This window comes from Flavobacterium aquaticum (assembly GCF_003259835.1).
Classification (GTDB): domain Bacteria; phylum Bacteroidota; class Bacteroidia; order Flavobacteriales; family Flavobacteriaceae; genus Flavobacterium; species Flavobacterium aquaticum.
Genome location: NZ_QLMI01000008.1, coordinates 78655 through 105290, shown reverse-complemented (window position 1 = coordinate 105290; position 26636 = coordinate 78655). Strand labels below are relative to the sequence as shown.

Annotated in this window: 24 protein-coding genes; 13 read left to right on the top strand and 11 right to left on the bottom strand. The window is 33.5% G+C overall.

The genetic code is table 11. From position 1 onward, the window contains the following. The first annotated feature begins 8 nt into the window (after nucleotides 1-8). The 3 genes from B0I03_RS12085 to scpA are packed head-to-tail and all read left to right on the top strand — an operon-like array spanning nucleotide 9 to nucleotide 6572. Complete coding sequence (locus B0I03_RS12085) at nucleotides 9-1382, top strand: methylmalonyl-CoA mutase subunit beta (RefSeq protein WP_111567698.1); 1374 nt, start codon at nucleotides 9-11, stop codon at nucleotides 1380-1382. A 29-nt stretch (nucleotides 1383-1411) separates the two neighbouring features. Then, nucleotides 1412-4441: an ELWxxDGT repeat protein gene (locus B0I03_RS12080; protein WP_111567697.1), complete on the top strand. Its 3030-nt coding sequence runs from the start codon at nucleotides 1412-1414 to the stop codon at nucleotides 4439-4441. A gap of 4 nt (nucleotides 4442-4445) precedes the next feature. Continuing rightward, nucleotides 4446-6572, top strand: coding sequence for a methylmalonyl-CoA mutase (scpA, locus tag B0I03_RS12075; protein ID WP_181452394.1), 2127 nt, complete (start codon nucleotides 4446-4448; stop codon nucleotides 6570-6572). A gap of 55 nt (nucleotides 6573-6627) precedes the next feature. On the opposite strand, the gene B0I03_RS12070 is transcribed toward scpA, so the two are convergent. The 4 genes from B0I03_RS12070 to B0I03_RS12055 form a co-directional block, all read right to left on the bottom strand. After that, complete coding sequence (locus B0I03_RS12070) at nucleotides 6628-7158, bottom strand: tetratricopeptide repeat protein (RefSeq protein WP_111567695.1); 531 nt, start codon at nucleotides 7156-7158, stop codon at nucleotides 6628-6630. Next, entirely contained in the window at nucleotides 7142-7834 is a 693-nt protein-coding gene (gene prfH, locus B0I03_RS12065) for a peptide chain release factor H (protein ID WP_111567694.1), read from the bottom strand. The genes B0I03_RS12070 and prfH overlap by 17 nt, the downstream gene beginning before the upstream one ends. Nucleotide 7835: 1 nt before the next feature. Continuing rightward, nucleotides 7836-9227, bottom strand: a complete 1392-nt coding sequence (locus tag B0I03_RS12060) for an RtcB family protein (RefSeq protein ID WP_111567693.1) — start codon at nucleotides 9225-9227, stop codon at nucleotides 7836-7838. Between the two features lie 329 nt (nucleotides 9228-9556). Continuing rightward, nucleotides 9557-10129 carry a hypothetical protein gene (locus tag B0I03_RS12055; RefSeq protein ID WP_245903039.1) on the bottom strand — a complete coding sequence of 191 codons (573 nt, stop codon included), beginning with the start codon at nucleotides 10127-10129 and terminating at the stop codon, nucleotides 9557-9559. A 151-nt stretch (nucleotides 10130-10280) separates the two neighbouring features. Here B0I03_RS12055 and B0I03_RS13315 point away from each other — a divergent pair, with 151 nt between their 5' ends. From B0I03_RS13315 to B0I03_RS12010, 10 genes are all read left to right on the top strand, one after another. Next, on the top strand, nucleotides 10281-10403 hold the full coding sequence (locus B0I03_RS13315; RefSeq protein WP_262510485.1) for a hypothetical protein: 123 nt from the start codon (nucleotides 10281-10283) through the stop codon (nucleotides 10401-10403). Beyond that, a complete protein-coding gene (locus B0I03_RS12050; protein WP_111567691.1) occupies nucleotides 10404-10886 on the top strand; it encodes a DUF6169 family protein in 483 nt (160 codons plus the stop codon). It abuts the gene before it with no gap. A 7-nt stretch (nucleotides 10887-10893) separates the two neighbouring features. Then, nucleotides 10894-12021 (top strand): methionine aminotransferase, encoded by a 1128-nt coding sequence (locus B0I03_RS12045; protein WP_111567690.1) that lies wholly within the window; start codon nucleotides 10894-10896, stop codon nucleotides 12019-12021. A gap of 211 nt (nucleotides 12022-12232) precedes the next feature. Beyond that, nucleotides 12233-14650: a T9SS type B sorting domain-containing protein gene (locus B0I03_RS12040; RefSeq protein ID WP_181452393.1), complete on the top strand. Its 2418-nt coding sequence runs from the start codon at nucleotides 12233-12235 to the stop codon at nucleotides 14648-14650. 155 nt (nucleotides 14651-14805) lie between these two features. Beyond that, entirely contained in the window at nucleotides 14806-15570 is a 765-nt protein-coding gene (locus tag B0I03_RS12035; RefSeq protein WP_111567688.1) for a ParA family protein, read from the top strand. A 9-nt stretch (nucleotides 15571-15579) separates the two neighbouring features. Then, the gene (locus tag B0I03_RS12030) at nucleotides 15580-16479 is read left to right on the top strand and encodes a ParB/RepB/Spo0J family partition protein (RefSeq protein WP_111567687.1); all 900 of its coding nucleotides are present in this window, start codon (nucleotides 15580-15582) and stop codon (nucleotides 16477-16479) included. Then, complete coding sequence (locus B0I03_RS12025; protein ID WP_111567686.1) at nucleotides 16479-17039, top strand: DUF5683 domain-containing protein; 561 nt, start codon at nucleotides 16479-16481, stop codon at nucleotides 17037-17039. Before B0I03_RS12030 ends, B0I03_RS12025 begins: the two co-directional genes overlap by 1 nt. Before the next feature lie 44 nt (nucleotides 17040-17083). After that, the gene (dapB, locus tag B0I03_RS12020) at nucleotides 17084-17791 is read left to right on the top strand and encodes a 4-hydroxy-tetrahydrodipicolinate reductase (RefSeq protein WP_111567685.1); all 708 of its coding nucleotides are present in this window, start codon (nucleotides 17084-17086) and stop codon (nucleotides 17789-17791) included. 36 nt (nucleotides 17792-17827) lie between these two features. Continuing rightward, a complete protein-coding gene (lepB, locus tag B0I03_RS12015; RefSeq protein WP_111567684.1) occupies nucleotides 17828-19543 on the top strand; it encodes a signal peptidase I in 1716 nt (571 codons plus the stop codon). 88 nt (nucleotides 19544-19631) lie between these two features. Then, nucleotides 19632-20246 carry a WbqC family protein gene (locus B0I03_RS12010; protein ID WP_111567683.1) on the top strand — a complete coding sequence of 205 codons (615 nt, stop codon included), beginning with the start codon at nucleotides 19632-19634 and terminating at the stop codon, nucleotides 20244-20246. Between the two features lie 2 nt (nucleotides 20247-20248). Here B0I03_RS12010 and B0I03_RS12005 read toward each other — a convergent pair whose 3' ends face one another. The 7 genes from B0I03_RS12005 to B0I03_RS11975 form a co-directional block, all read right to left on the bottom strand. Further along, the gene (locus B0I03_RS12005) at nucleotides 20249-21289 is read right to left on the bottom strand and encodes an endonuclease/exonuclease/phosphatase family protein (protein ID WP_111567682.1); all 1041 of its coding nucleotides are present in this window, start codon (nucleotides 21287-21289) and stop codon (nucleotides 20249-20251) included. 3 nt (nucleotides 21290-21292) lie between these two features. Beyond that, entirely contained in the window at nucleotides 21293-22150 is an 858-nt protein-coding gene (locus B0I03_RS12000; RefSeq protein ID WP_111567725.1) for a rhomboid family intramembrane serine protease, read from the bottom strand. A 187-nt stretch (nucleotides 22151-22337) separates the two neighbouring features. Continuing rightward, nucleotides 22338-23084, bottom strand: a complete 747-nt coding sequence (locus B0I03_RS11995; protein ID WP_111567724.1) for a rhomboid family intramembrane serine protease — start codon at nucleotides 23082-23084, stop codon at nucleotides 22338-22340. After that, complete coding sequence (gene mutL / locus B0I03_RS11990; RefSeq protein ID WP_111567681.1) at nucleotides 23084-24940, bottom strand: DNA mismatch repair endonuclease MutL; 1857 nt, start codon at nucleotides 24938-24940, stop codon at nucleotides 23084-23086. Before mutL ends, B0I03_RS11995 begins: the two co-directional genes overlap by 1 nt. Continuing rightward, on the bottom strand, nucleotides 24940-25233 hold the full coding sequence (locus B0I03_RS11985) for a hypothetical protein (protein ID WP_111567680.1): 294 nt from the start codon (nucleotides 25231-25233) through the stop codon (nucleotides 24940-24942). Before B0I03_RS11985 ends, mutL begins: the two co-directional genes overlap by 1 nt. 117 nt (nucleotides 25234-25350) lie before the next feature. Then, on the bottom strand, nucleotides 25351-25836 hold the full coding sequence (gene ribH, locus B0I03_RS11980) for a 6,7-dimethyl-8-ribityllumazine synthase (protein WP_026724848.1): 486 nt from the start codon (nucleotides 25834-25836) through the stop codon (nucleotides 25351-25353). 2 nt (nucleotides 25837-25838) lie between these two features. Continuing rightward, the gene (locus B0I03_RS11975; RefSeq protein ID WP_111567679.1) at nucleotides 25839-26624 is read right to left on the bottom strand and encodes a tetratricopeptide repeat protein; all 786 of its coding nucleotides are present in this window, start codon (nucleotides 26622-26624) and stop codon (nucleotides 25839-25841) included. Nucleotides 26625-26636: the final 12 nt, after the last annotated feature.

Below are 26636 nucleotides of genomic sequence, written 5' to 3'. Positions count from 1 at the left end.
CATAATTCGTGGCTAACAACAATTTATTTTCCGATTTTGATGCCGTTTCTTCTAAACAATGGAAGCAACAAATTCAATACGAACTAAAAGGTGCTGATTACAACGAAACTTTAGTTTGGGAAAGTCCAGAAGGCATTAAAGTAAAACCGTTTTATCATAATGATGATTCCGAAGTGTCGGAAGAAGTAAATCTTGACGCCATTGTTCCAACAAAACCTTTTGCAATAGTTCAAAATATTTTTGTTCATGATGTAAAAAAATCGAATGCTCGTGCGCTAGAAACATTACAAAGAGGAGCAGAAAGTGTTCGCTTTACATTAGAAAACGATACGATTTCAATTGAAGAATTAATGCAAAATCTTCCGCTGGAGAATGTGAATTATTATTTCAATTTGCCTTTTCTTTCTGTTGAATTTTCGAATAAAATCAACGAATTTGCTTCAAAAAACAATGCCAACATCTTTATACAAAATGATCCAATCGGTCAATTAGCAAAAGATGGCAATTGGTTTGAAAACCTTGAAAAAGATTTTGAGAAATTAAATACAATTGCTTCAAAAACAGCTATTCCATTTTTAACTATTTCAAGTGGAATTTATCAAAATGCAGGTGCGAATATCGTACAACAATTGGCTTACACTCTAGCGCAAGCAAACGAATATTTCAATAGAATTCCAGCTATCAACCAACCGATTACAATTGAAGTTGCTGTTGGAACAAATTACTTTTTCGAAATTGCTAAACTAAGAGCGTTACGCCTTTTATTCAATACATTAGCTTCAGAATTCAATCATAATTTTGATTGTCATATCATTGCAACTCCAACAAAACGCAACAAAACCTTATACGATTACAACGTTAACATGTTGCGCACGACTACTGAATGTATGTCGGCCATTTTAGGTGGAGCCGATGCGGTTGCGAATTTAGCCTATGATGCAATTTATCATAAAGACAATGAGTTTGGCGATAGAATTTCAAGAAATCAATTGTTAGTTTTAAAACACGAAAGTTATTTTGACAAAGTAAATAATCCAGCTGATGGCGCTTATTACATTGAAACGTTAACAGAGCAATTAGCCGAAAAAGCCTTGGAATTATTCAAAGACATTGAGAAAAATGGCGGTTTGATTTCGCAATTAATCGACGGAACAATCCAAAGAAAAATCAACGAAAGCGCACAAAAAGAACAAGAACTTTTTGATTCAGGGAAAGAAGTTTTATTGGGAACTAACAAGTATCCAAACAAAAACGACCAAATGAAAAACGATTTAGAATTGTATCCTTTCGTAAAACAAAACGCCAGAAAAACGCTAATCACACCGATTATCGAAAAACGTTTGGCTGAAAAATTAGAACAAGAACGATTAGCTTCGGAATAAATCTATTTAATAAACATAATTAATCTCTTATGAAAAAATTAATTTTATACATTTTAATTTCATTTTTAACCAATATAAATGTCTATTCACAAATTATAGATGTTACACAAATCGAATTAAATTTTACAGGAGATAGTAATCCCAAAAACATCACAAAAGGAATATCCAAAATATATTTCTTAGCAGATGATGGCATACATGGTGATGAATTATGGGTTTATGATGGATTAACAAACAATACTTTTCTAGTAAAAGATGTTATTCCAGGAAGTAACGGGATTGATTCTTCATATTTTTTAGTTAGTGATGATATTTTGTATTTTACTGCAAACAATGGAACTCAATTATGGAGAAGCGATGGTACTGAAATCGGCACCTATCTTATTAAACAAGTTAATAATAACAATTGGTCAGCAAATATTGGCCAATTAATAAAATTTAATGATCAAATATTTTTTGGAGCAAATGATGGAGTTAATGGTTTAGAATTATGGACAAGCGATGGCACTCCTTCGGGTACTAATCAATTAAAAGACATAAATATTGGTTCAAATAGTAGTTCCCCAAGGGATTTTTTTATTTTCAATGAATACCTGTATTTCACAGCTGATGATGGCTTAAATGGGCGTGAAATATGGAAAAGTGATGGAACACCAAGTGGAACTTCTCTTTTAAAAAATATTAATCCAAGTGGAAATGGTTTAGTTGATACTAAATTCATTTTTTTAAACAATTATTTCTATTTTTATGCATATACAAGTTTAAACGGATTTGAACTTTGGAGAAGTGATGGTAACGAAAACAACACTTTTCTTTTCAAAGATATAAATCCCGGATCAGGTAATTCAAATACTAAATTGATAGGAGAATCATCAAATGGTTATTTTATTTTCCAAGTAAATAGTTCAATTCATGGTACCGAATTTTGGAAATGTGATGGAACAGTAGTTGGCACCACATTGTTAAAAGATATTTATACAGGTTCTGGTAGCAGTGTAAATATATTTACTCAATTAGCTTCTATTAACAATAAAATATACTTTAATGCCACAACAAACTCAAATGGCAATGAGCTATGGGTCACAGATGGCACAAATACTGGAACAACACTTGTTAAAGATATTTATCTTGGCACTTTAAACAGTAATATTGAAAAACTTACTAGTATTAATGATTACTTATTATTTTCCGCAAATGACGGAAATCGTCTTTACAATACTTTGTGGAAAAGTGATGGAACACCTAATGGAACATTTGAACTTAAAGATACTAACTTAACTCAAAATTCTGACATGGATCTTAGATTCGTTGAATTTAATGGGGAAGTATTTTTTCCCTCAGGATACAATTCTTCTAATGGAGTTGAATTATGGAAAACAGATGGTACATCTACAAATACTAATCTGTTTGAAGATATTTTTCACAGATATTCTGGAGTATATGACTTTTTTGATTCAGCTGAAATTAATGGAAAGTTAATTATTAGTGGAAATAATGGAAATGGAAAAGAACCTTTCGTAACTGACGGAACAGTTAATGGAACATTTATTATTAAAGATATCAATCCAGGATCATCTGCGTCAATATTTTCAAGTTCTGACTTTAGACCTGCAAGTTACACTAAAGCAGGAAATTATGTTTTTTTTAGAGCAGCTTCGTCAAATATTGGATTTGAACTTTGGAAAACAGATGGTACTCAAACAAATACTTCACTTGTTAAAGATATCAAATCTGGATCAGGAAGTAGCTTATCTGAATTTACTTTTTTTGCAGAACTTAACGGAATTCTTTACTTCAAAGCTGACGATGGTATTCATGGAGAAGAGTTGTGGAGAAGTGATGGTACGAACGAAGGAACTTATTTAGTTAAAGACATAAATCCAGGAAGCGCACCATCCTTAAATGGATTATCTAATGTTTATTATAATGAACCAAACATCTTAAATGAAAAATGTTTTGCTATCCTAAATGGATTTTTATATTTCACTGCTAAAGATGGAATTGACAATTCAATCTGGAAAACTGATGGAACAGAAAATGGTACTATTAAAGTCATTACTATCCAACAAAGTGGCGGATATGACAATAATAGAATCATAATAAATGCCACAAATAATAAAATATTTTTTAAGACTAATACCACCAATTCTTCTTATGGGAATAATAGTTTATGGTCATCAGATGGAACACAAGCTGGCACAATACATTTGTATCATACAGATATAACAGGACCAACACAATTTAAAAAAAATATAATTCATGATGACAATTTATATTTTTCAGTATACGATTCAAATGGTTTAACACTCATTAAATCTGATGGTACAATTGGTGGAACAATTGTTATAAAAGATAATTTATCCTTTTCACCCAATATGAATATAAAATCATTAATATCTTGTGGTGGCAATGTGTATTTCTCAATTGGAGGACAAGGCTCTATAGATGCTAAAGAATTATGGAGAACCGATGGATCTACATTTGGAACTTTAAAACTTGGAGATTTAACAAATTCAAGTTCTATTTTTGAAAATTTCAATTATTGTAATACATGTTACCAAGAAAATTTAATCTTTAATAAAACATCCATAAATGACAATAAAATTTATTATGTAAATGCCAACTCGACGAATACAGATAGTTTTCTTACCCCAAACATAATAAATTCAGAAAGTTTTGGAGAAACAGGCAACTATGGCTACACAAATTTTTACGCTTTTAATGATATATTAATTTTTAATGCTTGGAAAGAAGAATCGGGTACAGAATTATTTTCTTCTATCTTTAATATTACTCTTGATAATAATGATTTTGAAATTAGTTCCTCAAACAACATTAAAATATATCCAAATCCTGCAAAAGAAATTATTAATATTATTTCTTCAAAAAATGAATTAATTGAGAGAGTTGAAATATATGATTTATTAGGTAAAAATATTTTTTCAAGCACAATAAATGATGATCGATTAGCATTACCTCTTTTAAGTAATGGTATTTATATAATTAAAATTAAATCATCTGTAAACCAATATAGTAAAAAATTGATCATAAAAAATTAACTATATTTTGAGAAAAGATATACAACATTTAAAGTTAGAAGTTAAAAGTCAGAAATCAGTAGTTTCTGAAAAACAACACTTCACAACCGCTGAAGGAATCGAATTAAAACCAACCTATTCTAAAGAAGATATTTCCGATTTAGAACACCTTGGTTTTGGAGCAGGTTTTGCACCAAATTTACGCGGACCTTATGCAACTATGTACGTTCGCCGACCTTGGACGATTCGTCAATATGCGGGATTTTCTACTGCGGAAGAAAGTAACGCTTTTTACAGAAGAAACTTAGCAGCTGGACAAAAAGGTTTATCCGTTGCCTTCGATTTAGCAACACACCGAGGTTACGATTCGGATCACGAACGAGTGGTGGGTGATGTTGGAAAAGCTGGAGTTGCGATTGACTCGGTGGAAGATATGAAAGTACTTTTTGACCAAATCCCACTAGGGGAAATGTCGGTTTCGATGACGATGAATGGTGCGGTTTTACCAATTATGGCATTCTACATCGTGGCAGCAGAAGAACAAGGCGTTGCTCCTAACCTATTGTCGGGAACGATTCAAAATGATATTTTAAAGGAATTCATGGTGCGAAATACCTACATTTATCCACCAACACCTTCGATGAAAATTATTGCGGATATTTTCGAATATACGAGTAAAAATATGCCAAAATTCAACTCGATTTCTATTTCGGGTTACCACATGCAAGAAGCGGGAGCTACTGCTGATATTGAATTGGCGTACACTTTAGCAGACGGTTTGGAATACATTCGCACCGGTTTAGCCGCGGGAATGGATATTGATACTTTCGCTCCTCGCCTTTCGTTTTTCTGGGCGATTGGAATGAATCATTTTATGGAAATTGCAAAAATGCGCGCTGGTCGTATGCTTTGGGCAAAACTATTAAAACAATTCAATCCAAAAGACGAAAAATCATTAGCTTTAAGAACGCATTGCCAAACTTCGGGTTGGAGTTTAACCGAGCAAGATCCTTTTAATAACGTAGCTCGAACTGCAATTGAAGCAGCAGCCGCAGCTTTTGGAGGAACACAATCGTTACACACGAATGCTTTAGACGAAGCGATTGCTTTACCAACCGATTTCTCCGCACGAATTGCTCGTAATACGCAAATCTTTTTACAGGAAGAAACTAAAATCTGTAAAACGGTTGACCCTTGGGCAGGAAGTTATTATGTAGAAAGTTTAACGGCAGAAATTGCTGAAAAAGCTTGGGCTTTAATTGAAGAAGTAGAAGAATTAGGCGGAATGACAAAAGCGATTGAAGCTGGAATTCCAAAACTACGAATTGAAGAAGCAGCTGCGCGTAAACAAGCACGTATCGATAGCAGTCAAGATATTATTGTTGGAGTGAACAAATACCGTTTGGAAAAAGAAGATCCGTTACATATTTTGGATGTGGATAACCAAATGGTGCGCAAACAACAAATTGAACGTTTAGACCAAATTAAAGCGACTCGTGATAACGCTAAAGTTGCCGAATGTTTAGCAAAATTAACCGAAAGCGCTAAAAATGGTGGTGAAAATTTACTATCTTTAGCAGTAGAAGCGGCACGAAACAGAGCTACACTAGGTGAAATCAGTGATGCTTTAGAAGTAGTTTTCGGAAGATATAAAGCACAAATTAGAAGTTTTAGCGGCGTGTATAGTAAAGAAATTAAAAACGACGAAAGTTTTGAAAAAGCAAAACAATTAGCCGATGCTTTCGCGAAGAAAGAAGGGCGTCGTCCTCGTATTATGATTGCGAAAATGGGACAAGACGGTCACGATCGTGGAGCGAAAGTAGTAGCAACAGGTTATGCCGATGTAGGTTTTGACGTTGACATTGGTCCGTTATTCCAAACGCCACAAGAAGCAGCCAAACAAGCGGTGGAAAACGACGTACACATTTTAGGTGTTTCTTCTTTAGCTGCGGGACACAAAACCTTAGTACCACAAGTAATTGAAGAACTAAAAAAATACGGAAGAGAAGACATTATGGTAATTGTTGGTGGGGTTATCCCAGCACAAGACTACCAATTCTTATTCGACGCCGGAGCAGTAGCGGTTTTTGGTCCTGGAACTAAAATTAGTGAAGCGGCGATTACGATTTTAGAGGTTTTATTGGAGGAGTAAACCTCATCTAATCAATATACATCAACAAAAAACCAGCCTAAAAGCTGGTTTTTTTTTATTTCTTACTTTTCTTTTTAGATTTTTCAGACTTGGTCTTTTTATTAGGTTTTAAAAGTTCTTTTTTTGCCTTTAATCGCTTTTCAACCTCATCTGTTTCGTAAGTGTCATTGGTAAACGTATTCAATTTAACCTCATCGATTAATTTTAAAGCCTCTTTAATAGCTGCTTGACGTTCTAACAATTGAACTTTCTTTAACAAAATCACCATTTTATTAATGCCTTTTATTGTCATTGCAAAGTCAATTAACTTGGAAGCTTCTTCATAATCTTCATTCAAAAGCAAGGTTTCTATATAATATGGATATACCGCTACGGCATCAATATTAATTGCCAGTGCTTCTTGAAAATAACGTTTTGCCTCTTCATAATTTTGTAATTGCTCTGTTTGAATTCTTCCATACAAACACAAAGCGGTTGTATTTTTTGAATCGTAGGACATCGCATAATCTAAAGATTCAATAGTTTCTTCAAGAGAATAAGGATAATTATCCAAGGCTTGAAATAAGTATTTATCTATATTTTTCATTTTTTAATTCGTTTTTTAATTGCTGTCGTACAGCTTTAAATTTCTTTTCTGCTTTGAGTTTCTTAAAATCAGAACCTTCAAAAGTTCGTGTCGGATTACCTCGTTCTACAGCTAATTGATTCGTCCATTGACTTTGAAACTGTTGTTTCAAAAGATTCAATTGGGCTTCATTTAGTTTCAGTAATAAACGCTCAGTAGCTAATTTCTTGTTCTGATGTTGCGAACGTGAATCCATACTCACCACACTAATTCCTGTTGGTACATGTGTCGCTCGAATAGCAGAACTCACTTTATTCACATGTTGTCCGCCCGCTCCAGAACTTCGCATCGCTTGATATTGAATGTCTTTTTCTGAAAATGCTCTAGATTGAATCGCATCCACTTCAAAAATTCCGATAAACCAATTACTGCGTTTGTGAAATTTTCTAAACGTACTTTTTCCAATCCATTGAATGGTTCCCACCCATGAAGCAACAAACTCATCTGCTTCATTTCCTATAATTTGAACCATGGCGGAAACTACCGTTCCATTTTCCGAACCTGCTTCGCGTTGCAAGATAGTCGCTTCTAAACCAAGCGTTTCTGATTCTTGCAACACTTTTTTCAATACTTGCGCTACTACCCAAGTACATTCAGCAGGCCCTCTTCCTGATGTTATTTGAATTATCTTTTCCATCTTAACGGTCCATTCTAACAATTTTCGGCGTGAAAGTCCCTAACACATCTACTAATTCTGTTTGTAAATTCATCACCGTATGGATGTTTTTATACGCCATTGGTGCTTCGTCAATATTTCCACCTATCAACGTAACATCGTTATCTGCCAAGACTTTTTTAATCTGACTTTGCGTAAAAGTAGCTTTACATTTCGCTCTCGAAAACAAACGACCCGCTCCGTGAGAAGCTGATTGCAAACTGTCTTCGTTTCCTTTACCCATTACAATAAATCCTGGCGCAGTCATTGAACCTGGAATAATTCCCAATTGCCCTTTAGCTGCTGGTGTTGCTCCTTTTCGGTGCACAATACATTCTTTGCCATCCACCATTTCTTTCCAAGCAAAATTGTGATGATTCTCAATGGTTACCGCAATGCGTTTTCCAAGTGCTTTAGCCAATCTTCTGTGAATATCTTCGTGACAAGCTTTGGCATACTCTCCCGCTAAATTCATAGCCATCCAATATTCTTGACCGTCATGCGTATTCAAATCCAACCAAGCTAAATGCTGTACATTTTTTGGTAACGGACATTGCTTACTTGCCAAATACGTATAATGTTTAGCAATATTGGCACCCAATCCACGAGAACCACTATGTGATAAAACCGCTACGTATTCTTTGGCTTCCAATTTCCATTCCGGCAATGGATTGTCTAATTTCACAATTCCGAATTCCACAAAATGATTCCCTCCACCAGATGAACCTAATTGCTTGTACGCTTTGTCTAACAACTGTTTCGCAACTGGAATAGTTTTGAATTCATCTTTGTAAAATACTTCGTGATCTGCTTTAACTTTATGCGTTTCACTCATTCCAAATTTGGTATTGTCTTTCAAAATCGCTTGTAATTGATGGTCTTTCCCTTTGAAAAAAGACGCAGGCAAATCGAAAATCGACAAGCTCATTCTACAACCAATATCAACTCCCACTCCATAAGGAATCACTGCATTTTCAGTTGCCAAAACTCCACCAATTGGTAATCCGTAACCTGAATGTGCATCAGGCATTAAAGCGCCTTTTACTGAAATTGGTAATTTTAAAGCATCGTACAATTGAAACTTAGCTTGTTCATCAATTTCGTTTTCTCCAAAGATGGAAAAAGGTGCTCGAGTTGTTTTCAATTGATTAAACTTTACTTGAACTGGATTTACTAAACCTTCCGCTACTTTTCCCCAAGTGCCATCTCCTTTGAATTTTTCTGGATGCAACAATACTTGTTTGGCTTCGGTTAAAATGCTTTCCTTCTTTTCTCTTTTTCGATATCTGTTAATTTGCCCTAAGGCAATGTTTATTGCATTATTTTTTGGGAAGCCTAATTTGATTAAGTCTTTCCCAGATAGTTTATTTCCCATGATTATTTTAAAAATGATTCATAACAATGAACCGCAGTAAACCAAAAAGGCATACTTAGCACATTGCAATATTTTTGAATACGTTTCGGGAAATTTTTTGAAGGTTCTAGAATAAACAAAAAAAAGCCCGAAACTAAATGTCTTCGGGCTTTTTCATATATGTTTTTTATCTATGATTGCGTTAAGCCACGAAGAAGAGCCACACCAGTTCCTACTGATGAATTGCTTTGAGGTAATGATTTGAATACAAACATTTTTCTTCGTTTTAAAAGGTTATTAATTTTCTGATGCAAAGATTTGGTTAATTTTTTCAATATTCCAAATAAATTTTAAAATTTCTTATAAATATGCTCATTCACCGCCATCACGCCTTCCAAAAAATCAATACCTTTCACTTCTTCAAAAAAGTCGATTTCGGTTTCGTGAGGTAAAAAATCGGAGATGATGCGTACGATAAAATCTTGTGGTTTCTTCAAATATTTAAAAGTGTAATCTTCCATATTTACAACCGTTTTTTCGGCTAAATCGGTTGTTCTTACAAACTTGTCGGAAGTTAAAGAAGACAAACAAGGTAACTTTAGTTTTGGCTTTTCGGTGATGATGGGTTTTCCGTTTTCAAACAAGCCGCCTTCGTAACCGTATAGCGAGGCATTGGTAATTTCGATAGGCTTTCCTAAATGCAAATAATCGGGTAAATGAGCTTCTTTTCCTACCACAGCAGCAAAACCCATTAACACACAAATATCGTGTGGTGGCAATTGCATCATCGCCTTAGCCGTACTTTCGCGACCAATTCCAGAAACGATTACTTCATACGTATGATTCAAATTGGGAATTTGAGCTAAAGCGTTTAGGACTTTTTCTCGCTCAATTTCCATCGGTGTTAATATGATTATCTTCAAAATCTCAGAATTAAATCACAAAATAAAGTAATTTGAAGAAATTTGAGCGTGTGTATTCTCAAAAAATATAAAATAACAACTAATCCGCTCAAAAAGAATAAATTGGAATAATTTTTGACAATATTACAAAATATTATACATTTGCATAACTATGAAACAAACAGTTACAATAACAGCAGATAGCAAAATAGCTGCTACATTGAAAAAAATGGTTGCTTTGAAAAAAGAAAACCGTGAAATTGTTGTGGCAAAAATTAAGGCTTCAAAAAAATAAATGAAAACGAATTCTTATTCATATACAAAAGAGGGCAATGACCCTCTTTTTACTTTTTTAACCAAGCATGGTTTAGAATATTACGTTTCGTTTAAGAAAATGGATTTGGAAAATGAAAATTTCAATAGACTTTATGCCATAGATTTTGGAGAATTAAACAATAAAAAATTCATAAAAGACGATTTGATTGAAAATACAATCATTGAGATTATTTTTGATTTCTTTACATCTTATCCTGATAGTTTACTACACTATGTTTGTGATAGTTTAGATAACAAACAACTTTTTAGAAGTAAACTATTTGACAAATGGTATTCTAAATCAGATAATAAAGAATTTTCAAAATTAGAAATCAATTATGAAATCCCTGAAGAAGAAATTCATTACAAACTCGAATTCATATTCAAAAATGAGTTTTATAATATCGAAATAGTAAAACAACATATCAAAACACAACTTGATGATTTTTCAAGTATGAAATAATTATCTCATGTCAAAACTACCTAACATCACCACAAGTATATTTTCCGTAATGTCGCAATTAGCGAACCAACACGGCGCTATTAATTTATCGCAAGGATTTCCAAATTTCCCTGAAGATGAACGTTTATTACAAATTTCAGAACGTATTATTCGAGAAAACATTCACCAATATACACCAATGGCGGGTTTGCCTTCGTTATTGGAAAAAATTGCGAATCAAACCTTAAAACAATACAACAGAAAAGTCAATACCACAACCGAACTATTGATTACCGCTGGCGCTACACAAGGCGTTTTTACAGCAATTAACACGTTTGTGAATCATGGCGATGAAGTGTTGATTTTAGATCCAAGTTATGACAGTTACGAGCCTTCGGTTTTGGTAGCGGGTGGAAAACCAGTTCGAGTTTCATTAAACGATGATTACACGCCAAATTTCAACCGAATTGAAAGCGCGATTTCGGCTAAAACCAAAATGATTGTCATTAATAATCCTCACAATCCTACTGGGAGAATTTGGACAGAACAAGATTTTGAATCTTTAGAAACCATTTTAGAAAAACATCCTCAAATTCTTATTTTAGGTGACGAAGTATATGAATACATAACGTTTTCGCAACCTCATATTTCGTTTAATACGCGTCCAAAATTAGTAGAACGAACCATTATCGCTTCTTCTTTTGGAAAATCATTACATGTTACGGGTTGGAAAGTGGGTTATTTAATTGCACCTGAAAATCTAATGTTCGAAATGAAGAAAGTGCATCAATTTTTGGTGTTCAGTGTGAATAGTTTTTCGCAACATGTTATTTCAGAATATTTGGATGTAGTTGATTTTAGTGAAGTTTCGAAAATGTACCAACGCAAACGCGATTTGTTTCAAAACCTAATCAAAGACAGTCGATTCGAGTTGATGCCTTGCGATGGAACGTATTTTCAAGTGGTGAATTACAACCAAATTTCGAATAAAAACGATGTGGATTTTGCTAAGGAATTGATTGTAAATCATGGCGTGGCTTCGATTCCGATTTCGGTTTTTTATAATGATGCTACGGATAGACATATGCTTCGTTTTTGTTTTGCGAAAACGGATGAAACTTTAATTGCTGCAGCTAAAAAGCTATGCTCAATTTAAAAAGTGACAAGTAAATTTAGTTAAAAACCGGATTTCAACCTAAACAACACCTATACAGAATAACGATTTACATCATCAAATCTGCTTTAAAGTCAGTAAATATTGATATTTATTGCTTCATAATTATTTGTATAGTTTTTATGACAGATTTTCGCTTCTAACTCTTGAAAAGATATTCTAATTTTAAGAAATTATGAATATCAAGAAAAACATGTCACTAAAAATAAAGGAATTTTACTTTTTTATTGTTCTATTTTTTTACACTATACTTTCGTTTGGACAGTTAGGATTTTGCAATGGTAGTAGTGGCGCTCCTATCTTTTTAGAAAATTTTGGAAGTGGTTTAGATTACGGTCCAGCTTTACCAGCTGGAGTTACCAATTATAGCTACGTCAATACTGGTTTTCCTCAAGATGGTCAATATACTTTGTTTCACAGAACCAATATAATTCCGAATTCTCCCAATTGGCTTTTTTCACTTGACCGCACTCCCGACAATGAAGTTGACGGTTTAAACGGAAAATGTTTAATCGTGAATGCTAGTAATTCGCCTGGACAATTTTACAGAAGAACCGTAACGGGATTGTGTAGCAATACGCGTTTTGAATTTTCGGCGTGGCTTTTAAACATTTATAATGCGGCTTCAGGTGGTTGTCCTGGAACTGGCATACCAATTAATGTCACTTTTGAGATTTGGGATCAAACCGATACCATTTTATTACGTTCAGGAAATACTGGAAATATTGCTGGAACTTCAACTCCGATATGGAATCCATTTGGATTAGTTTTTACAATGCCTGCTGGACAAACTTCTGTAATCTTAAAAATGCGAAATAACGGTGTTGGTGGCTGTGGAAATGACTTAGCTATTGACGATATCATGTTCAGAGCTTGTGGAGAAAATAGTGCTATTATCAACACTGCAACTACTGGAAATACTATGACCATTTGTCAAAATTCAAGCATCACCAACCCAAATTTACAAGTAGTTACAACCGGAAGTATTTCCCATGTTTACCAATGGCAACAAAGTAATGACAACATAAATTTCACGGATATTATTGGTGAAAACACCGCAAATTATACCATTCCAAATATAACTACTACAACATATTACCGAGTTAAAGTAGCGCAAGATATAGTCAATTTAAACAATGCATTTTGTTCCACTTTTTCGGATATTTATAGTGTTATTTTTATTCCAACGCCTAATGCACCAATTTCTAATGGCAATCAACGATTTTGCACCAATCAACCAACGAGTTTAAATGTTAGTGTATTAGCAGGAGAAACTGTAAATTGGTACGATAGTCCAACAAACGGGAATCTTTTACTCGCAAATTCAACGACTTTTACGCCAACCAATATTGGAACTTATTATGCGGAAACCGTTACAACTTCAAGTGGATGCAGAAGCAATACACGAACTGCCGTATCTTTACTACCCGCAATTTCGGTAACTTATTCTGGACCAACGACTTTATGTACGAATACCAACACCGTAATTTCACTTGTTGCTTCGGATGTAAATGCTACTCTAAACTGGACAGCTTCATCTACTGATGTTACTGGATTTTCTAATGGTTCGGGAACAAGTATTAATCAAACGCTACAATATAACGGAACGACTTCAGGAACTGTAACTTATGTGGTTACCCCAATTTTAAATGGTTGCGCAGGAACTTCTGAAACCATTGTTGTGACTGTAACACCTGCAACTACTATTGCTTTAGTTTTTCCATCAATAACGACAACATATTGCTTAAATGCTACCCCTGAAATTTTACCACTAACATCCGCAAATGTTACTCCAATTGCTGGAACTTGGAATCCTTCCATAATAAATACATCAACTTTAGGAACCACAACTTATACTTTTACACCTCAAGTAGGAGCTTGTGAAAACATTCCTATTTATCAAATAAACATTACCATAGTAAATGGTTTATCACCTGATTTCCCTAGTACTATTCCATTATGTTCAGGAGAAACGTCTCCTATTTTATCAAATACTTCTCCCAACGGAATTTCAGGAACTTGGTCGCCAGCGGTGATAGATAATTTAGTTTCGGGAAGTTATACTTTTACACCAAATTTGGGTACATGTGCTGTTCCTCAAACCATAACTGTAACTATTTTAGAATCGCAGTTACAAAGTTTTTCTTATAATATTTCTGGAGCTTTTACAGATAATCAGAGCATTACTATCACTGCAATTCCTTCAGGTAATTATTACTATCAACTCGATAACGGAGCACTTCAAGAGAGTAATGTTTTTGAAAATATTAGCGCGGGAAATCACGTTATTTCTGTAATTGATAGCAATGGATGTGGTTATTTTCTTTCGGAAGAAGTTTTGATTTTAAATTATCCCAACTATTTTACACCAAACAACGACGGAATTAATGATTTTTGGACCATATCTGGAATGAATATTTTTGAGAATTGGAAAATTTCAATATTCGATCGATTTGGAAAACTGATTACCCAACTAAATCCATCAAATGTAGCTTGGAATGGAACCTTCAATTCAAACGAACTTCCTTCGACAGACTATTGGTTTTTGATTGAATATCAAGAAAACGGAATTATCAAATCATTTCGATCACATTTCAGCTTAATTCGATAATAAAAACTTGAAATTCTACTAATTTAAATTATTTTAAACAAGTATTTAGCACACTGTAAATCAGTTACGTTACACTTTAACCCATTGTTAACAAAATTGCCTTGAAAAAACCATAAATAATTGTATTTTTACGGCTTAAAATTTTCAATAATCAAATGGGTAAAATCATTGCAATTGCCAATCAAAAAGGTGGAGTAGGAAAAACAACTACATCTGTTAACTTAGCAGCTTCTCTTGGTGTTTTAGAAAAAAAAGTACTTTTAATCGATGCTGACCCACAAGCTAACGCGAGTTCGGGCTTAGGAATCGATGTGGAAAGTGTGGAAATTGGTTCGTACCAAGTTCTAGAACATAGCGCCACTCCTGAAGAGGCAACTGTTTCTTGTTCGGCACCAAACGTTTCGGTGATTCCAGCTCATATTGACTTGGTAGCTATCGAAATTGAATTAGTAGACAAAGAAAATCGCGAGTACATGCTAAAAACAGCATTGGAAAGCGTAAAAGACAAATACGATTATATTTTAATTGATTGTGCGCCTTCGTTAGGCTTATTGACCTTGAATGCTTTAACTGCAGCTGATAGTGTAGTTATTCCGATTCAGTGTGAATATTTTGCTTTGGAAGGTTTAGGTAAATTATTAAACACGATTAAAAGTGTTCAAAAAATCCACAATCCAAATTTAGATATTGAAGGATTATTGTTAACCATGTACGATTCTCGTTTGCGTTTATCGAACCAAGTGGTGGAAGAAGTTCAAAAACACTTTAACGATATGGTTTTTGAAACGGTAATTCAGAGAAACATCAAGTTAAGTGAAGCTCCAAGTTTTGGAGAAAGTATCATTAATTACGACGCTACGAGTAAAGGCGCTTCTAATTACTTGAACTTAGCAGAAGAAATTATTAAGAAAAATCAATAATAGAGTAAGATGACAAAAGCGGTAAAAAAACAAGCCTTAGGAAGAGGATTATCGGCTTTATTGAAAGATCCAGAGAACGACATTAAATCGGTTGAGGACAAAAACGCAGATAAAGTTGTAGGAAATATTATTGAATTAGATATCGAATCGATTGAAATTAATCCGTTTCAACCAAGAACGAATTTCAACGAAGAAACGTTACAAGAATTAGCCAAATCGATTAAAGAATTAGGTGTAATTCAACCGATTACTGTTCGAAAATTAGAGTTTAATAAATTCCAATTGATTTCGGGAGAGCGTCGTTTGCGTGCTTCAAAATTAATCGGATTAAAAACGATTCCGGCTTACATTCGTTTGGCTAATGATAACGAATCATTGGTTATGGCTTTGGTGGAAAACATCCAACGTCATGATTTAGATCCAATTGAGGTTGCGATTTCCTATCAAAGATTAATCGAAGAAATCAATTTAACTCAAGAAGAATTGAGTGAGCGCGTTGGTAAAAAACGTTCGACTATTACCAACTATTTACGTTTATTGAAATTAGATCCAATCATTCAAACTGGAATGCGTGATGGTTTTATTTCAATGGGACACGGAAGAGCATTGATTAACATTGACAATCAAGATGTTCAAAGCGATATTTATCATAAAGTCGTAACTCAAAATCTTTCAGTTAGAGAAACAGAAGCTTTGGTAAAAAATTATCAAGATAGTTTAAAACCAAAAACAGCTAAACCTGCAAAAGGTAACTCATTTGATATCAACGAAGAAGAGAAAAAAGCATTTGCTAATTATTTCGGAACTAAAGTTGATGTAAAAGTTGCTGGAAATGGAAAAGGTAAAATAACTATTCCTTTCCATTCTGAAGAAGACTTTAATCGTATCTTGAAACTAATTAATTCTTAGTGAAAAAGCTCCATTACATATTTATTTTGACTTGTCTTTTTCTAAGTTATGAAGGAAGAGCACAAGATGAAATTTCTTTGGTTCCAAAAGACACCGTAAAAGCAGTCATAGATCCAAATCGTCCAGCTAGAGCAGCTTTTTATTCAGCTTTAGTCCCTGGTTTAGGGCAAGCTTACAACAAAAAATATTGGAAAATTCCAATTGTTTATGCAGGTCTTGGCGCTGGAATTTATTACTATACTTTCAATCAGAATAAATATCATGAATATCGAGACGAATACAAAAGGCGATTAGATGGTACTTCAGACCCGAATCATCCAATTTATGGTGGTTTAGATAATGACCGATTAATTCGTGCTCAAAAATTTCATCAAAAAAACAGAGATTTATCAGCTTTAATTACGGGTGCTATTTACATTTTAAATATTGTAGATGCTAATATCGACGCGCATTTAATGCAATTCAACGTTAATGATAATCTTTCTTTAAAACCTGATATGAATCAAAATCAAATGGATTACAGATTCAATTATGGAATGACACTCACCTATCGTTTTTAACAAATAATTAAGTAACAAAACGGTTAACGCAACAACTAACAACTATGAAAATTGCACTTTTAGGATACGGAAAAATGGGAAAAGTTATCGAAAGAATAGCTTTAGAAAGAGGTCATGAAATCGTACTAAAAAAAGATCACGACAATACATTTGAAGGTTTATTGAATGCCGATGTCGCTATCGATTTTAGTGTTCCTGATAGTGCTGTAGGAAATATTTCAGAATGTTTAAATAATGATATTCCAGTTATTTCAGGAACTACAGGTTGGTTAGCGGATTATCTAAAAATGGTGAATTTGTGTGAAGAAAAAAACGGTAGTTTTATTTATGCCTCTAATTTCAGTTTAGGTGTAAATGTATTTTTTGAATTGAATGAATATCTAGCTAAAATGATGGCTAACTTGAAACAATACAACGTTTCAATGGAAGAAATTCATCACACACAAAAATTAGATGCACCGAGCGGAACAGCAATAACATTAGCAGAAGGCGTTATTAAGCATACAGATTACGCAAATTGGACACTAGAAACTCCAATTAGCAATGAAATTCATATTGAAGCAAAACGTATTGAAAACGTACCTGGAACACACAGTATTTTTTATGATAGTGAAGTGGACCAAATCGAAATCAAGCACACAGCACACAGCAGAGAAGGTTTTGCTTTAGGAGCTGTCGTTGCTGCAGAATGGTTAGTTGGAAAAAAAGGAGTTTTCAACATGAAAGATGTTTTGGGATTAAACTCAAAATAAACAATTAGACAATTTAACAAGTAAACGATATTAAAAATGGAAATATCAGGTTGGTTAATCTTTATCCTATTAGTTCAAGTAATTCACGGAATTGGAACTTGGAAATTATACGTAAAAGCAGATAGAAAAGCTTGGGAAGCATTTGTTCCAGTGTATAACGGAATAGTCTTAATGCAAATTATTAACCGTCCGAAATATTGGATTTTACTACTTTTTATTCCAGTTATCAATTTATTTTTATTTCCAATCATTTGGATTGAAACCTTAAGAACTTTCGGTAAAAAATCAACCTTAGACATGGTTTTAGGTGTTGTTACCTTAGGACTTTATATCGCTTATGTAAACTATACACAAGAAGTAACATATCATGCTGATCGCGATTTAAAAGCACCGAACAAAACCATGGATACTTTGGGTTCATTATCGTTTGCTATTGTTGTGGCAACTTTAGTTCACACCTATTTCATCCAACCTTACACCATTCCAACCTCATCATTGGAAAAATCGTTATTAGTAGGCGACTTTTTATTTGTGAGTAAATTCCATTACGGAGCAAGAACACCAATGACACCTATTGCTGCGCCAATGGTTCACGATACTTTACCTGTTGTAAAAGTAAAATCATATTTAGCAAAACCTTCGTTACCCTATTTTCGATTTCCTGCATTACAAAAAATTGAGCGTAATGACATTGTGGTTTTCAACTGGCCTGCTGACACATTGTTTCACATGTACAAAGCCGCTGATAAAAGATATGACAAACCAATCGACAAAAAAACCAACTACGTAAAACGTTGTACCGCTATTCCTGGTGATAATTTTGAGATTAGAGATGGTATCATTTTTATTAATGGAAAAGAATCGATTCTTCCTGAAAGAGCTAAACCTCAGTATTTTTATTTGATTAAAACAAATAATATAAATGCAGATGAAATAAAAAACTTCTATCAAATTACAGAAGGCTATCCGTTATTTGAAATTAAAAATGAAATTTGGGACAAACCTGAATTCAAAAATGAGCTAATCAGCAGATATGCATTTGAAGAAATAGCAAGAGACACCTTAACTACAGCTGTAACAGGTCAGATAGATCAAGATATTTACAACAAATTAGGTTTGATGATTTCTCCAAGTTATTTTTATGGAAACTTAACAGCTGAAAAATACGAAAAACTTAAATCAGATAGTAGAATTAGTTCTGTAAAACGTCAAATTAGTAAAACAAGTGAAGATGGTATTTTTACTGACATTCAAGATGGAAAACCTTCAGTAAAAAACAATTGGAACCGAGATAATATGGGACCAATTTACATACCTGAAGCAGGAAAAACAGTAGCCTTAAACAAAGAAAATTTACCGCTTTATAAAAAAATAATTGGCGAATATGAAGGAAATGACTTAAAAGTAAACGGAGATGAAATCCGTATCAACGATCAGGTTGCCACTTCTTACACTTTTAAACAAGATTACTATTGGATGATGGGAGACAACCGTCACAACTCATTAGATTCGCGTTATTGGGGATTTGTTCCGGCTGATCACATTGTTGGAAAACCAATTTTCATTTGGATGAGTATCGATGGTATCAACGATGGTCTTAAAAACTGGAGCTTCCGTTGGGATAGATTATTCACTACTGTTAGTGGAGATGGCCAACCAAAATCGTATTTCCAATATTTTTTAATCGCTTTAGCTGGATATTTTGCTTTTGATTACTTCAGAAAAAAGAAGAAAAAGAAAGAAGAAGCTTAATTATATTTCAAACATAAATTTCACTAATTATCACAAATTAATTCGTGCTAATTAGTGAAATTCGTGTTTTTAAAAACAATATTTTATCATGAACAACATTCTTATACATCCAACTTATTTCCCATCAATTAGTCATTATGTAGCGATGCTTCAAGCAGATTCGGTTACATTTGAAATGGAAGATAATTTTCAAAAGCAAACCAACAGAAACAGGATGTATATTTATAGTCCAAACGGAGTTCAATTATTGAATATCCCTGTAAAACATGCTATTGAAAAACATCAAAAGTATAAAGATGTTCGCATTGAAAATGATTTTGGATGGCAAAAAAATCATTTTAAATCACTAGAAGCGGCTTACAGAACTTCACCTTTCTTTGAATATTTTGAAGATGATTTTCGTCCATTATTTGAAAAGAAACACGAGTTTTTAATGGATTTGAATTTAGAAGTTTTTCAATTGGTAAACGATTTATTGGGAATTAATATACAACCTCAAAAAACTACCGAATTCTTCCATGAAGTTCCTGATTATAACGATTTCAGACATTTAGTAAACGGAAAAAAAGACACTACACAATTAGAAGAATACACACAAGTTTTCAATGAGAAACATGGTTTTATCAATAATTTAAGTATTTTAGATTTACTTTTTAACGAAGGAAGATACGCTGTTGATTATTTGAAGAACCAACAAATTTAGTATTATTCTTTTTCATCGATTTTCAAACGTGTAATTTGTGGAAAATGATCACTTTGTTGAAAAGTTTCAATTGATTTGAATTCTTTTACTTCAATGTTTTCTTCCACAAAAACATAATCAATTCGAGCCGGATAATATTTGTAATTGTACGATTTACCAAAACCAGTTCCAGCTTGTTCAAAAGCATCTTTCATATCGCCTTTAATAGTTCGGTACACGTAAGAAAAAGCACTATTATTCAAATCACCACAAATAATTTTTGAAAACTTACAATCTTCAAAATGTTTTTTAATCAATTCCGCTTGTTGTTGTTGCACAGTAAAAGCTTCGCTTAAACGTTTGAAAATAAACTTTGACTTTTCCTCATCAATTTTTTCGTGAATATCCGTACTGATTTTTATGGATTGTAAATGCATACTGTACACACGAATGGTGTCTTTACCTTTTACAATATCAGCAAAAATGACATTGTTACTCGAATTTGGAAATTCAATTTCTCCTTCGTCAATTATTTTAAAATTAGAATAAATGGCTTGTCCGTATTTATTTTTTCCACCATACAACTTTGTAAAATTGTATTTAAAGTTGAACGATTTAGAAACCAATTCGTTTGGAGAAAACTCTTGCAAACACAAAATATCAGGCTGTTCTTCCACTATGAATTTCGAAATTTGTTCAGGCACATCTTTATTAGGCAACCATTCATATAAATTGAACAATCTAACGTTGTAACTCATCAATTTAAAATCGGAATTTTCAGCTGGAATATTGGTTTCAGAAAATTTATAAAATCGATTTACAAACGTAATTCCTAATAACAAAACAAATCCAGAAAGCAACATATAACGCTTTAACTGAAGCAACCAATACACAAAAAAGAAAAAATTAAGGAATAAAAAAACAGGTAATCCTAATGTTAAAACACTCAAAAACGGAAAAACTTTTGGCGCTAAAAAAGGCAACGTATAAGCAACAAAAGTTACTACAGCTAAAACTATATTAAGAAAAAACATTAATTTGCTTAACCAACTTTGCTTTTGCATGTATTATTTTCCTGCTTTAAATAGGAATTCCTTTTCTTCTTTTGTTAAACTATCATAGCCCGATTTACTAATTTTATCTAAAATATCATCAATCTGCTTTTGAGTCATATCTTTATTATCTTGAAACGAATTTACGCCTTTTTTTGTTGTATTGCGATGTACTTTTTTAAATGGGGTTTTCTTTTTAGGTTTGAAAAGATTTGCAAAACCATCTAATACAGCTGAAAAAGGCTTTGTAATATCTTTACCTGATTGCAATAATTTAATGTAGATAAATCCGAATAAAGCTCCACCTAAATGCGCTAAATGTCCGCCTGTATTATGTAATGGCATTTGAATTAAGTCTACTAACAAAATAACAAAAGCCACGTGCCAAAGCTTCACAATACCAATTAACGGAATACGTAACAACATAAAAGGCGCATACGTTGCTGCGGCAATTAAAATGGCCATAATAGCACCACTTGCTCCGACTAACAAACCTGCTTTCCCAATAAAAACATACGAAAGAACGAATGTGATTCCAGAGAAAATGCCACCTAAAACATAAACACCTAACAATTGCTTATCTGTAAAATAAGTATTGAATAAACGTCCAGAAAAATGTAGCACCATCAAATTAAAAATCAAATGCAAAAATCCAGCGTGAAAGAAGTTAAATAAGATTAATGTCCAAGGTGTTCTAATGAAAGTACTTAAATCAGAAGACAAAGCAATCCATGTGGGAATTTGGAATTTCCCAACAGAAAAACTATAAAAAAACACCAACGAAAACAAGAAGAAACCAATGTTCCAAAAGATTAACTTTTGCACCATCCCTCCTGTTTTGTATTGTAGTTTTAAATCGTCTAAAATGTTCATATTTAAATTTTCAAGTTCAAGTACAAATTCAAGTTCAATACTCAAAAAAGTAAAACGTCTCCATGTATCTCAAATCAACAGAATTAAAAATAAATGAACTCTGTGAATCTCTGTGTAATAATAAAACCAAATGAAGATGCTGAAACGAGTTCAGCATGACAAACTGAGCACTGATTTCTGAATACTCTTACCTATCCCAACGGTTTTTATCAAACTGATTTTTCTTCCAATACCACATCATTATAAAACCTATTAAAGCACCACCAACGTGAGCAAAATGGGCTATATTTCCACCAAAAAGACTAAAACCTGTAACACCTGAAAACAAATCTAACAAAACAATTACAGGCACAAAATATTTAGCTCTAATAGGAACGGGAATAAACATCATCATCAACTCGGCATTTGGAAACATAAAAGCAAAAGCCACTAATAATCCGTAAATTGCTCCAGAGGCTCCAACAGCAGGTGTGTTGTATGCATCACCCATTTGATTTACATAGTTTTGAAGCAAAGCCGTATCAGAAGCATTAATATTTACACTTCCTCCATTTAATAAAGTTTTAATATCTACAATAGAAACACCACTTTGCAGTAAGAAATTTTGAGCGTCGTGAAAGTGGTAATAATTAACTCCAGAATGAATTAAAGCAGCTCCCAATCCACAAGAAAGATAAAAGAATAAAAACTTTTTAGCGCCCCAAAAATGCTCCAATGCGCTTCCAAAAGAAATCAACGCAAACATATTAAAGAAAATATGCATAGGACTTCCGTGCATAAACATATGCGTTATAGGTTGCCAAAATTTAAAGCCATCACTTTCAAAATAATGAAGCGACAATAATTCATTAGCTTGTGGCACAAAATAACTTCCTATAAAAAATAAAACGTTAATAATTAATAACTGTTTTACGGTGTCGGTCATATTATTCATCATAAGGCAAATCTTTTATCTAAATCTTCTACCGTTAAGGTAATAAATGTGGGTTTTTGAAATGGAGAAACATTAGGATCTTTACACGCAAATAACGAATTTACTAAATTTTCTTGTTCCTTCACCGTCAAATACGTTCCTGTTTTCACAGCCATGCTTTTTGCCATCGATTTGGCAATACTATCGCTTTGTGAAAAACTACTTTCTGGAATTTCGTTTTGTAGATTACTAATTAATTCTTCTAAAACAATCGAAACTTCGCTTTCTGGCATACCAATTGGCAATCCAGAAATTTGAACTGAATCTGCATTAAAAGCATCAAAAACAAATCCAGTATTTTCTAAAGACGATTGCAATTCGTTTATCAAAACCGTTTCTTCCGAAGAAAAATACAATTCCAAAGGAAACAACAATTGTTGGCTCGAAGCTTTCTGAACCGTAATATTTGTCAGAAATTGTTCATACAAAATACGCTCGTGTGCACGTTGCTGATTAATGACCAACATACCCGATTTTATGGCGCTAATAATATATTTCTTTTGAATTTGATACGTCGAAGAAGATTTTGTTTCCTCAACCTCATCATCAAATAATTTTCCAGTTACTTCTTCGCTTTCAAACGAAAATTGCTCTAATTCTTGCGTATCCTGCTTTAATCCAACGTATAAACTTTCCCAATTTGCCGTTGAAGTTTCTTTTTTATAACTTCCAAAAGAAGAAAGCGATTTAGCCGCTGGTTTATCATTAGCAAATGGATTGAAACTAGAATCGACTTGAATTGTAGGAAAATCAGCTTCTTTATCTTTGTATTGATAAGGCGTGTCTAAATTGGAATCACGCTCAAAATCTAAAACCGGCGCCACATTAAACTGCCCTAAACTATGTTTTACAGCCGAACGTAAAATTGCATATAACGAATGTTCATCGTCAAACTTAATTTCGGTTTTAGTTGGATGGATGTTGATATCAATTGTGTGAGGTGGCACTTGCAAATACAAGAAATAACTTGGTTGATTGCCTTCTTTTAGTAAACCTTCATAAGCACTCATAATCGCATGATGCAAATACGCACTTTTGATATATCTATCGTTTACAAAGAAAAACTGTTCGCCTCTACTCTTTTTAGCGAATTCTGGTTTTCCAACAAATCCTGTGATATTGATTAACTCCGTTTCTTCAGAAACTGGAACTAATTTTTCATTGGTTTTTCCACCAAAAATATTTACGATGCGTTGACGATAATTAGAACTTGGCAAATTATACAATTCACTTCCGTTATGAATCAACGTAAACGAAATCGAAGGATGCGCCATCGCTACACGTTGGAATTCATCCATCACATGACGAAATTCTACCGTTTCCGATTTCAAGAAATTTCTTCTGGCCGGAATATTGAAAAACAAATTCTTAACCGCAAATGAAGTTCCTTTTGGCAAAACTGCGACATCTTGTGTAACCAATTTACTTCCTTCGATTACAATGTGATTACCTAACTCTTCTTGGTCTTGTTTGGTTTTCATTTCTACATGCGCAATCGCAGCTATAGAAGCCAATGCTTCCCCACGAAAACCTTTGGTATGCAAATCAAATAAATCTTCTGCTTTTCGAATTTTAGACGTAGCATGACGTTCGAAACACAAACGCGCATCGGTGGTGTTCATGCCTAAACCGTTATCGATAACCTGAACTAAGGTTTTACCGGCTTCTTTAACGATTAATTTGATATCTGTTGATTTAGCATCAACAGCATTTTCCAACAACTCTTTAACTACAGAAGCTGGACGTTGCACCACTTCTCCTGCAGCAATTTGATTGGCAACATGATCGGGTAAAAGTTGAATAATACTCGCTGCCATTATTTTCTTCTAAATATGGAAAAATCAAAATCGATGATAAAGAAAAAGATCAAAACCAAAATTAAGGCAATGACAATAACACGCATATTGAAAGAACGATTTTTTCTATTTCTACTAGCATCTCTTGCATCACTCCATAACGCCCTCATGTCGTTGTAACTTGCCGTTTCTCTATCGCGTCGTATTGGAGAATCAAAATCAAATGGATTATCAACCGTTTTACCTTCGTAATGACGAGGCGTGTAATTAAATCTTTTATTCTTTGGCATTCTACCTTTTCCAAACTTAATCATGTCGCATTATTTTTTTCAAATTTAAGGATTTTTACGCGTTTAATCTCCAAATTTTTGTTAACAAAAAATCCCGATAAAAATCGGGATTTAGTATATTGATTTTAAAAGGATATCCTTTTATTTTCTATTCAAATCAACCATTTTAATTGCTGCAATAGCGGCTTCTACTCCTTTATTTCCGTGCTTTCCTCCACTTCTATCTAATGACTGTTGCATGTTATTATCGGTTAGCACACAAAAAATAGTTGGTACATCGTATAAAAGATTTAAGTCTTTCATCCCTTGTGTAACACCTTCGCAAACGAACTCGAAATGCATGGTTTCGCCTTTAATCACACAACCAATCACAATTACAGCATCTAGCTCTAATTTTTCATGCATTTGGCGCGCTCCGAAAATCAATTCAAAACTTCCTGGCACGTTCCAACGGATGATGTTTTCTGGCAAAGCACCACAATCTGTCAAAGCTGCAAAAGCTCCGTTATACAAACCTTCTGTTACTTGCTCGTTCCATTCTGAAACAACAATCCCAAACCGAAAATCTTTCGCGTTTGGGATTGTGTTTTTATCGTAATTGGATAAATTTTTATTTTCTGTTGCCATTCTTATTCTGTCATTGCAATGAAAGCGTCAATATTTAAACTTTCTTTAGAAGTTTCATATTTTTCTTTAATCTCAACAAATAATTTGTGAGCTTCTGCTTTTTTACCAGCAGTTAAATATAATTGAGCCGCTTTTATCAAATATCTTGGCGTAGTAAAATCGTTATCTGAAGCTTCAGCTGCTTTTTTATAGTATGAAATAGCATCATCAACTTTATTTGTTTCAGATAAAGCATCTCCTATAGCTCCTAAAGCGATAGGCTTTAAAATAGCATCGTCCGATTTGAATTTCTCCAAATAAGCAATTGCATTTTTAAAATCACCTAAATTTAAGTAAGCCATACCAGCGTGGTAGTTAGCCAAGTTTCCAGCTGCAGTTCCAGAGTATTGATCTGCTATTGCCAAGAAACCTAATTTACCTTCCCCACCTTTAAGTGCTAAATTGTATAAAGAATCATTCTTTTCTGTAGCATCAACTGCTTGTTGAAAATATTGTTGTGCTTGAAAAATTTCGTTTGCTGCTTTCTCTTCTTTTGGCTCAACAACAAATCTATTGAATAATAAATATCCTAAAGTTCCAATCGCAATTGCACCTACAATACCTAAAAGTACTTTTTGATTTTTTGCTACCCAATCCTCAGTTTTTGAAGCTGTCTCATCTAAAGTATTGAAAACCTCAGCTGTAGTACTATCTTTTACGTCAACTGCTTCTACTTCTTCAAACTCATTTTCAACTTTTGCTTCTTCAGGTTTTGGAGCTTTGTAACCTCTTTTGTTATATGTTGCCATTTATTTTTAATT

Excerpts from the sequence above, each read along its gene's own strand:
- B0I03_RS12070 (WP_111567695.1), bottom strand. The coding sequence starts at position 7,158 with ATGAAAAATATAGATAAATACTTATTTCAAGCCTTGGATAATTATCCT.
- lepB (WP_111567684.1), top strand. The coding sequence starts at position 17,828 with ATGGAAATATCAGGTTGGTTAATCTTTATCCTATTAGTTCAAGTAATT.
- B0I03_RS13315 (WP_262510485.1), top strand. The coding sequence starts at position 10,281 with ATGAAACAAACAGTTACAATAACAGCAGATAGCAAAATAGCTGCTACA.
- dapB (WP_111567685.1), top strand. The coding sequence starts at position 17,084 with ATGAAAATTGCACTTTTAGGATACGGAAAAATGGGAAAAGTTATCGAA.
- B0I03_RS12030 (WP_111567687.1), top strand. The coding sequence starts at position 15,580 with ATGACAAAAGCGGTAAAAAAACAAGCCTTAGGAAGAGGATTATCGGCT.
- B0I03_RS12040 (WP_181452393.1), top strand. The coding sequence starts at position 12,233 with ATGTCACTAAAAATAAAGGAATTTTACTTTTTTATTGTTCTATTTTTT.
- B0I03_RS11995 (WP_111567724.1), bottom strand. The coding sequence starts at position 23,084 with ATGAATAATATGACCGACACCGTAAAACAGTTATTAATTATTAACGTT.
- B0I03_RS12080 (WP_111567697.1), top strand. The coding sequence starts at position 1,412 with ATGAAAAAATTAATTTTATACATTTTAATTTCATTTTTAACCAATATA.
- B0I03_RS11975 (WP_111567679.1), bottom strand. The coding sequence starts at position 26,624 with ATGGCAACATATAACAAAAGAGGTTACAAAGCTCCAAAACCTGAAGAA.
- ribH (WP_026724848.1), bottom strand. The coding sequence starts at position 25,836 with ATGGCAACAGAAAATAAAAATTTATCCAATTACGATAAAAACACAATC.
- B0I03_RS11985 (WP_111567680.1), bottom strand. The coding sequence starts at position 25,233 with ATGATTAAGTTTGGAAAAGGTAGAATGCCAAAGAATAAAAGATTTAAT.
- B0I03_RS12050 (WP_111567691.1), top strand. The coding sequence starts at position 10,404 with ATGAAAACGAATTCTTATTCATATACAAAAGAGGGCAATGACCCTCTT.
- B0I03_RS12005 (WP_111567682.1), bottom strand. The coding sequence starts at position 21,289 with ATGCAAAAGCAAAGTTGGTTAAGCAAATTAATGTTTTTTCTTAATATA.
- prfH (WP_111567694.1), bottom strand. The coding sequence starts at position 7,834 with ATGGAAAAGATAATTCAAATAACATCAGGAAGAGGGCCTGCTGAATGT.
- B0I03_RS12010 (WP_111567683.1), top strand. The coding sequence starts at position 19,632 with ATGAACAACATTCTTATACATCCAACTTATTTCCCATCAATTAGTCAT.
- B0I03_RS12060 (WP_111567693.1), bottom strand. The coding sequence starts at position 9,227 with ATGGGAAATAAACTATCTGGGAAAGACTTAATCAAATTAGGCTTCCCA.
- B0I03_RS12045 (WP_111567690.1), top strand. The coding sequence starts at position 10,894 with ATGTCAAAACTACCTAACATCACCACAAGTATATTTTCCGTAATGTCG.
- B0I03_RS12000 (WP_111567725.1), bottom strand. The coding sequence starts at position 22,150 with ATGAACATTTTAGACGATTTAAAACTACAATACAAAACAGGAGGGATG.
- B0I03_RS12035 (WP_111567688.1), top strand. The coding sequence starts at position 14,806 with ATGGGTAAAATCATTGCAATTGCCAATCAAAAAGGTGGAGTAGGAAAA.
- mutL (WP_111567681.1), bottom strand. The coding sequence starts at position 24,940 with ATGGCAGCGAGTATTATTCAACTTTTACCCGATCATGTTGCCAATCAA.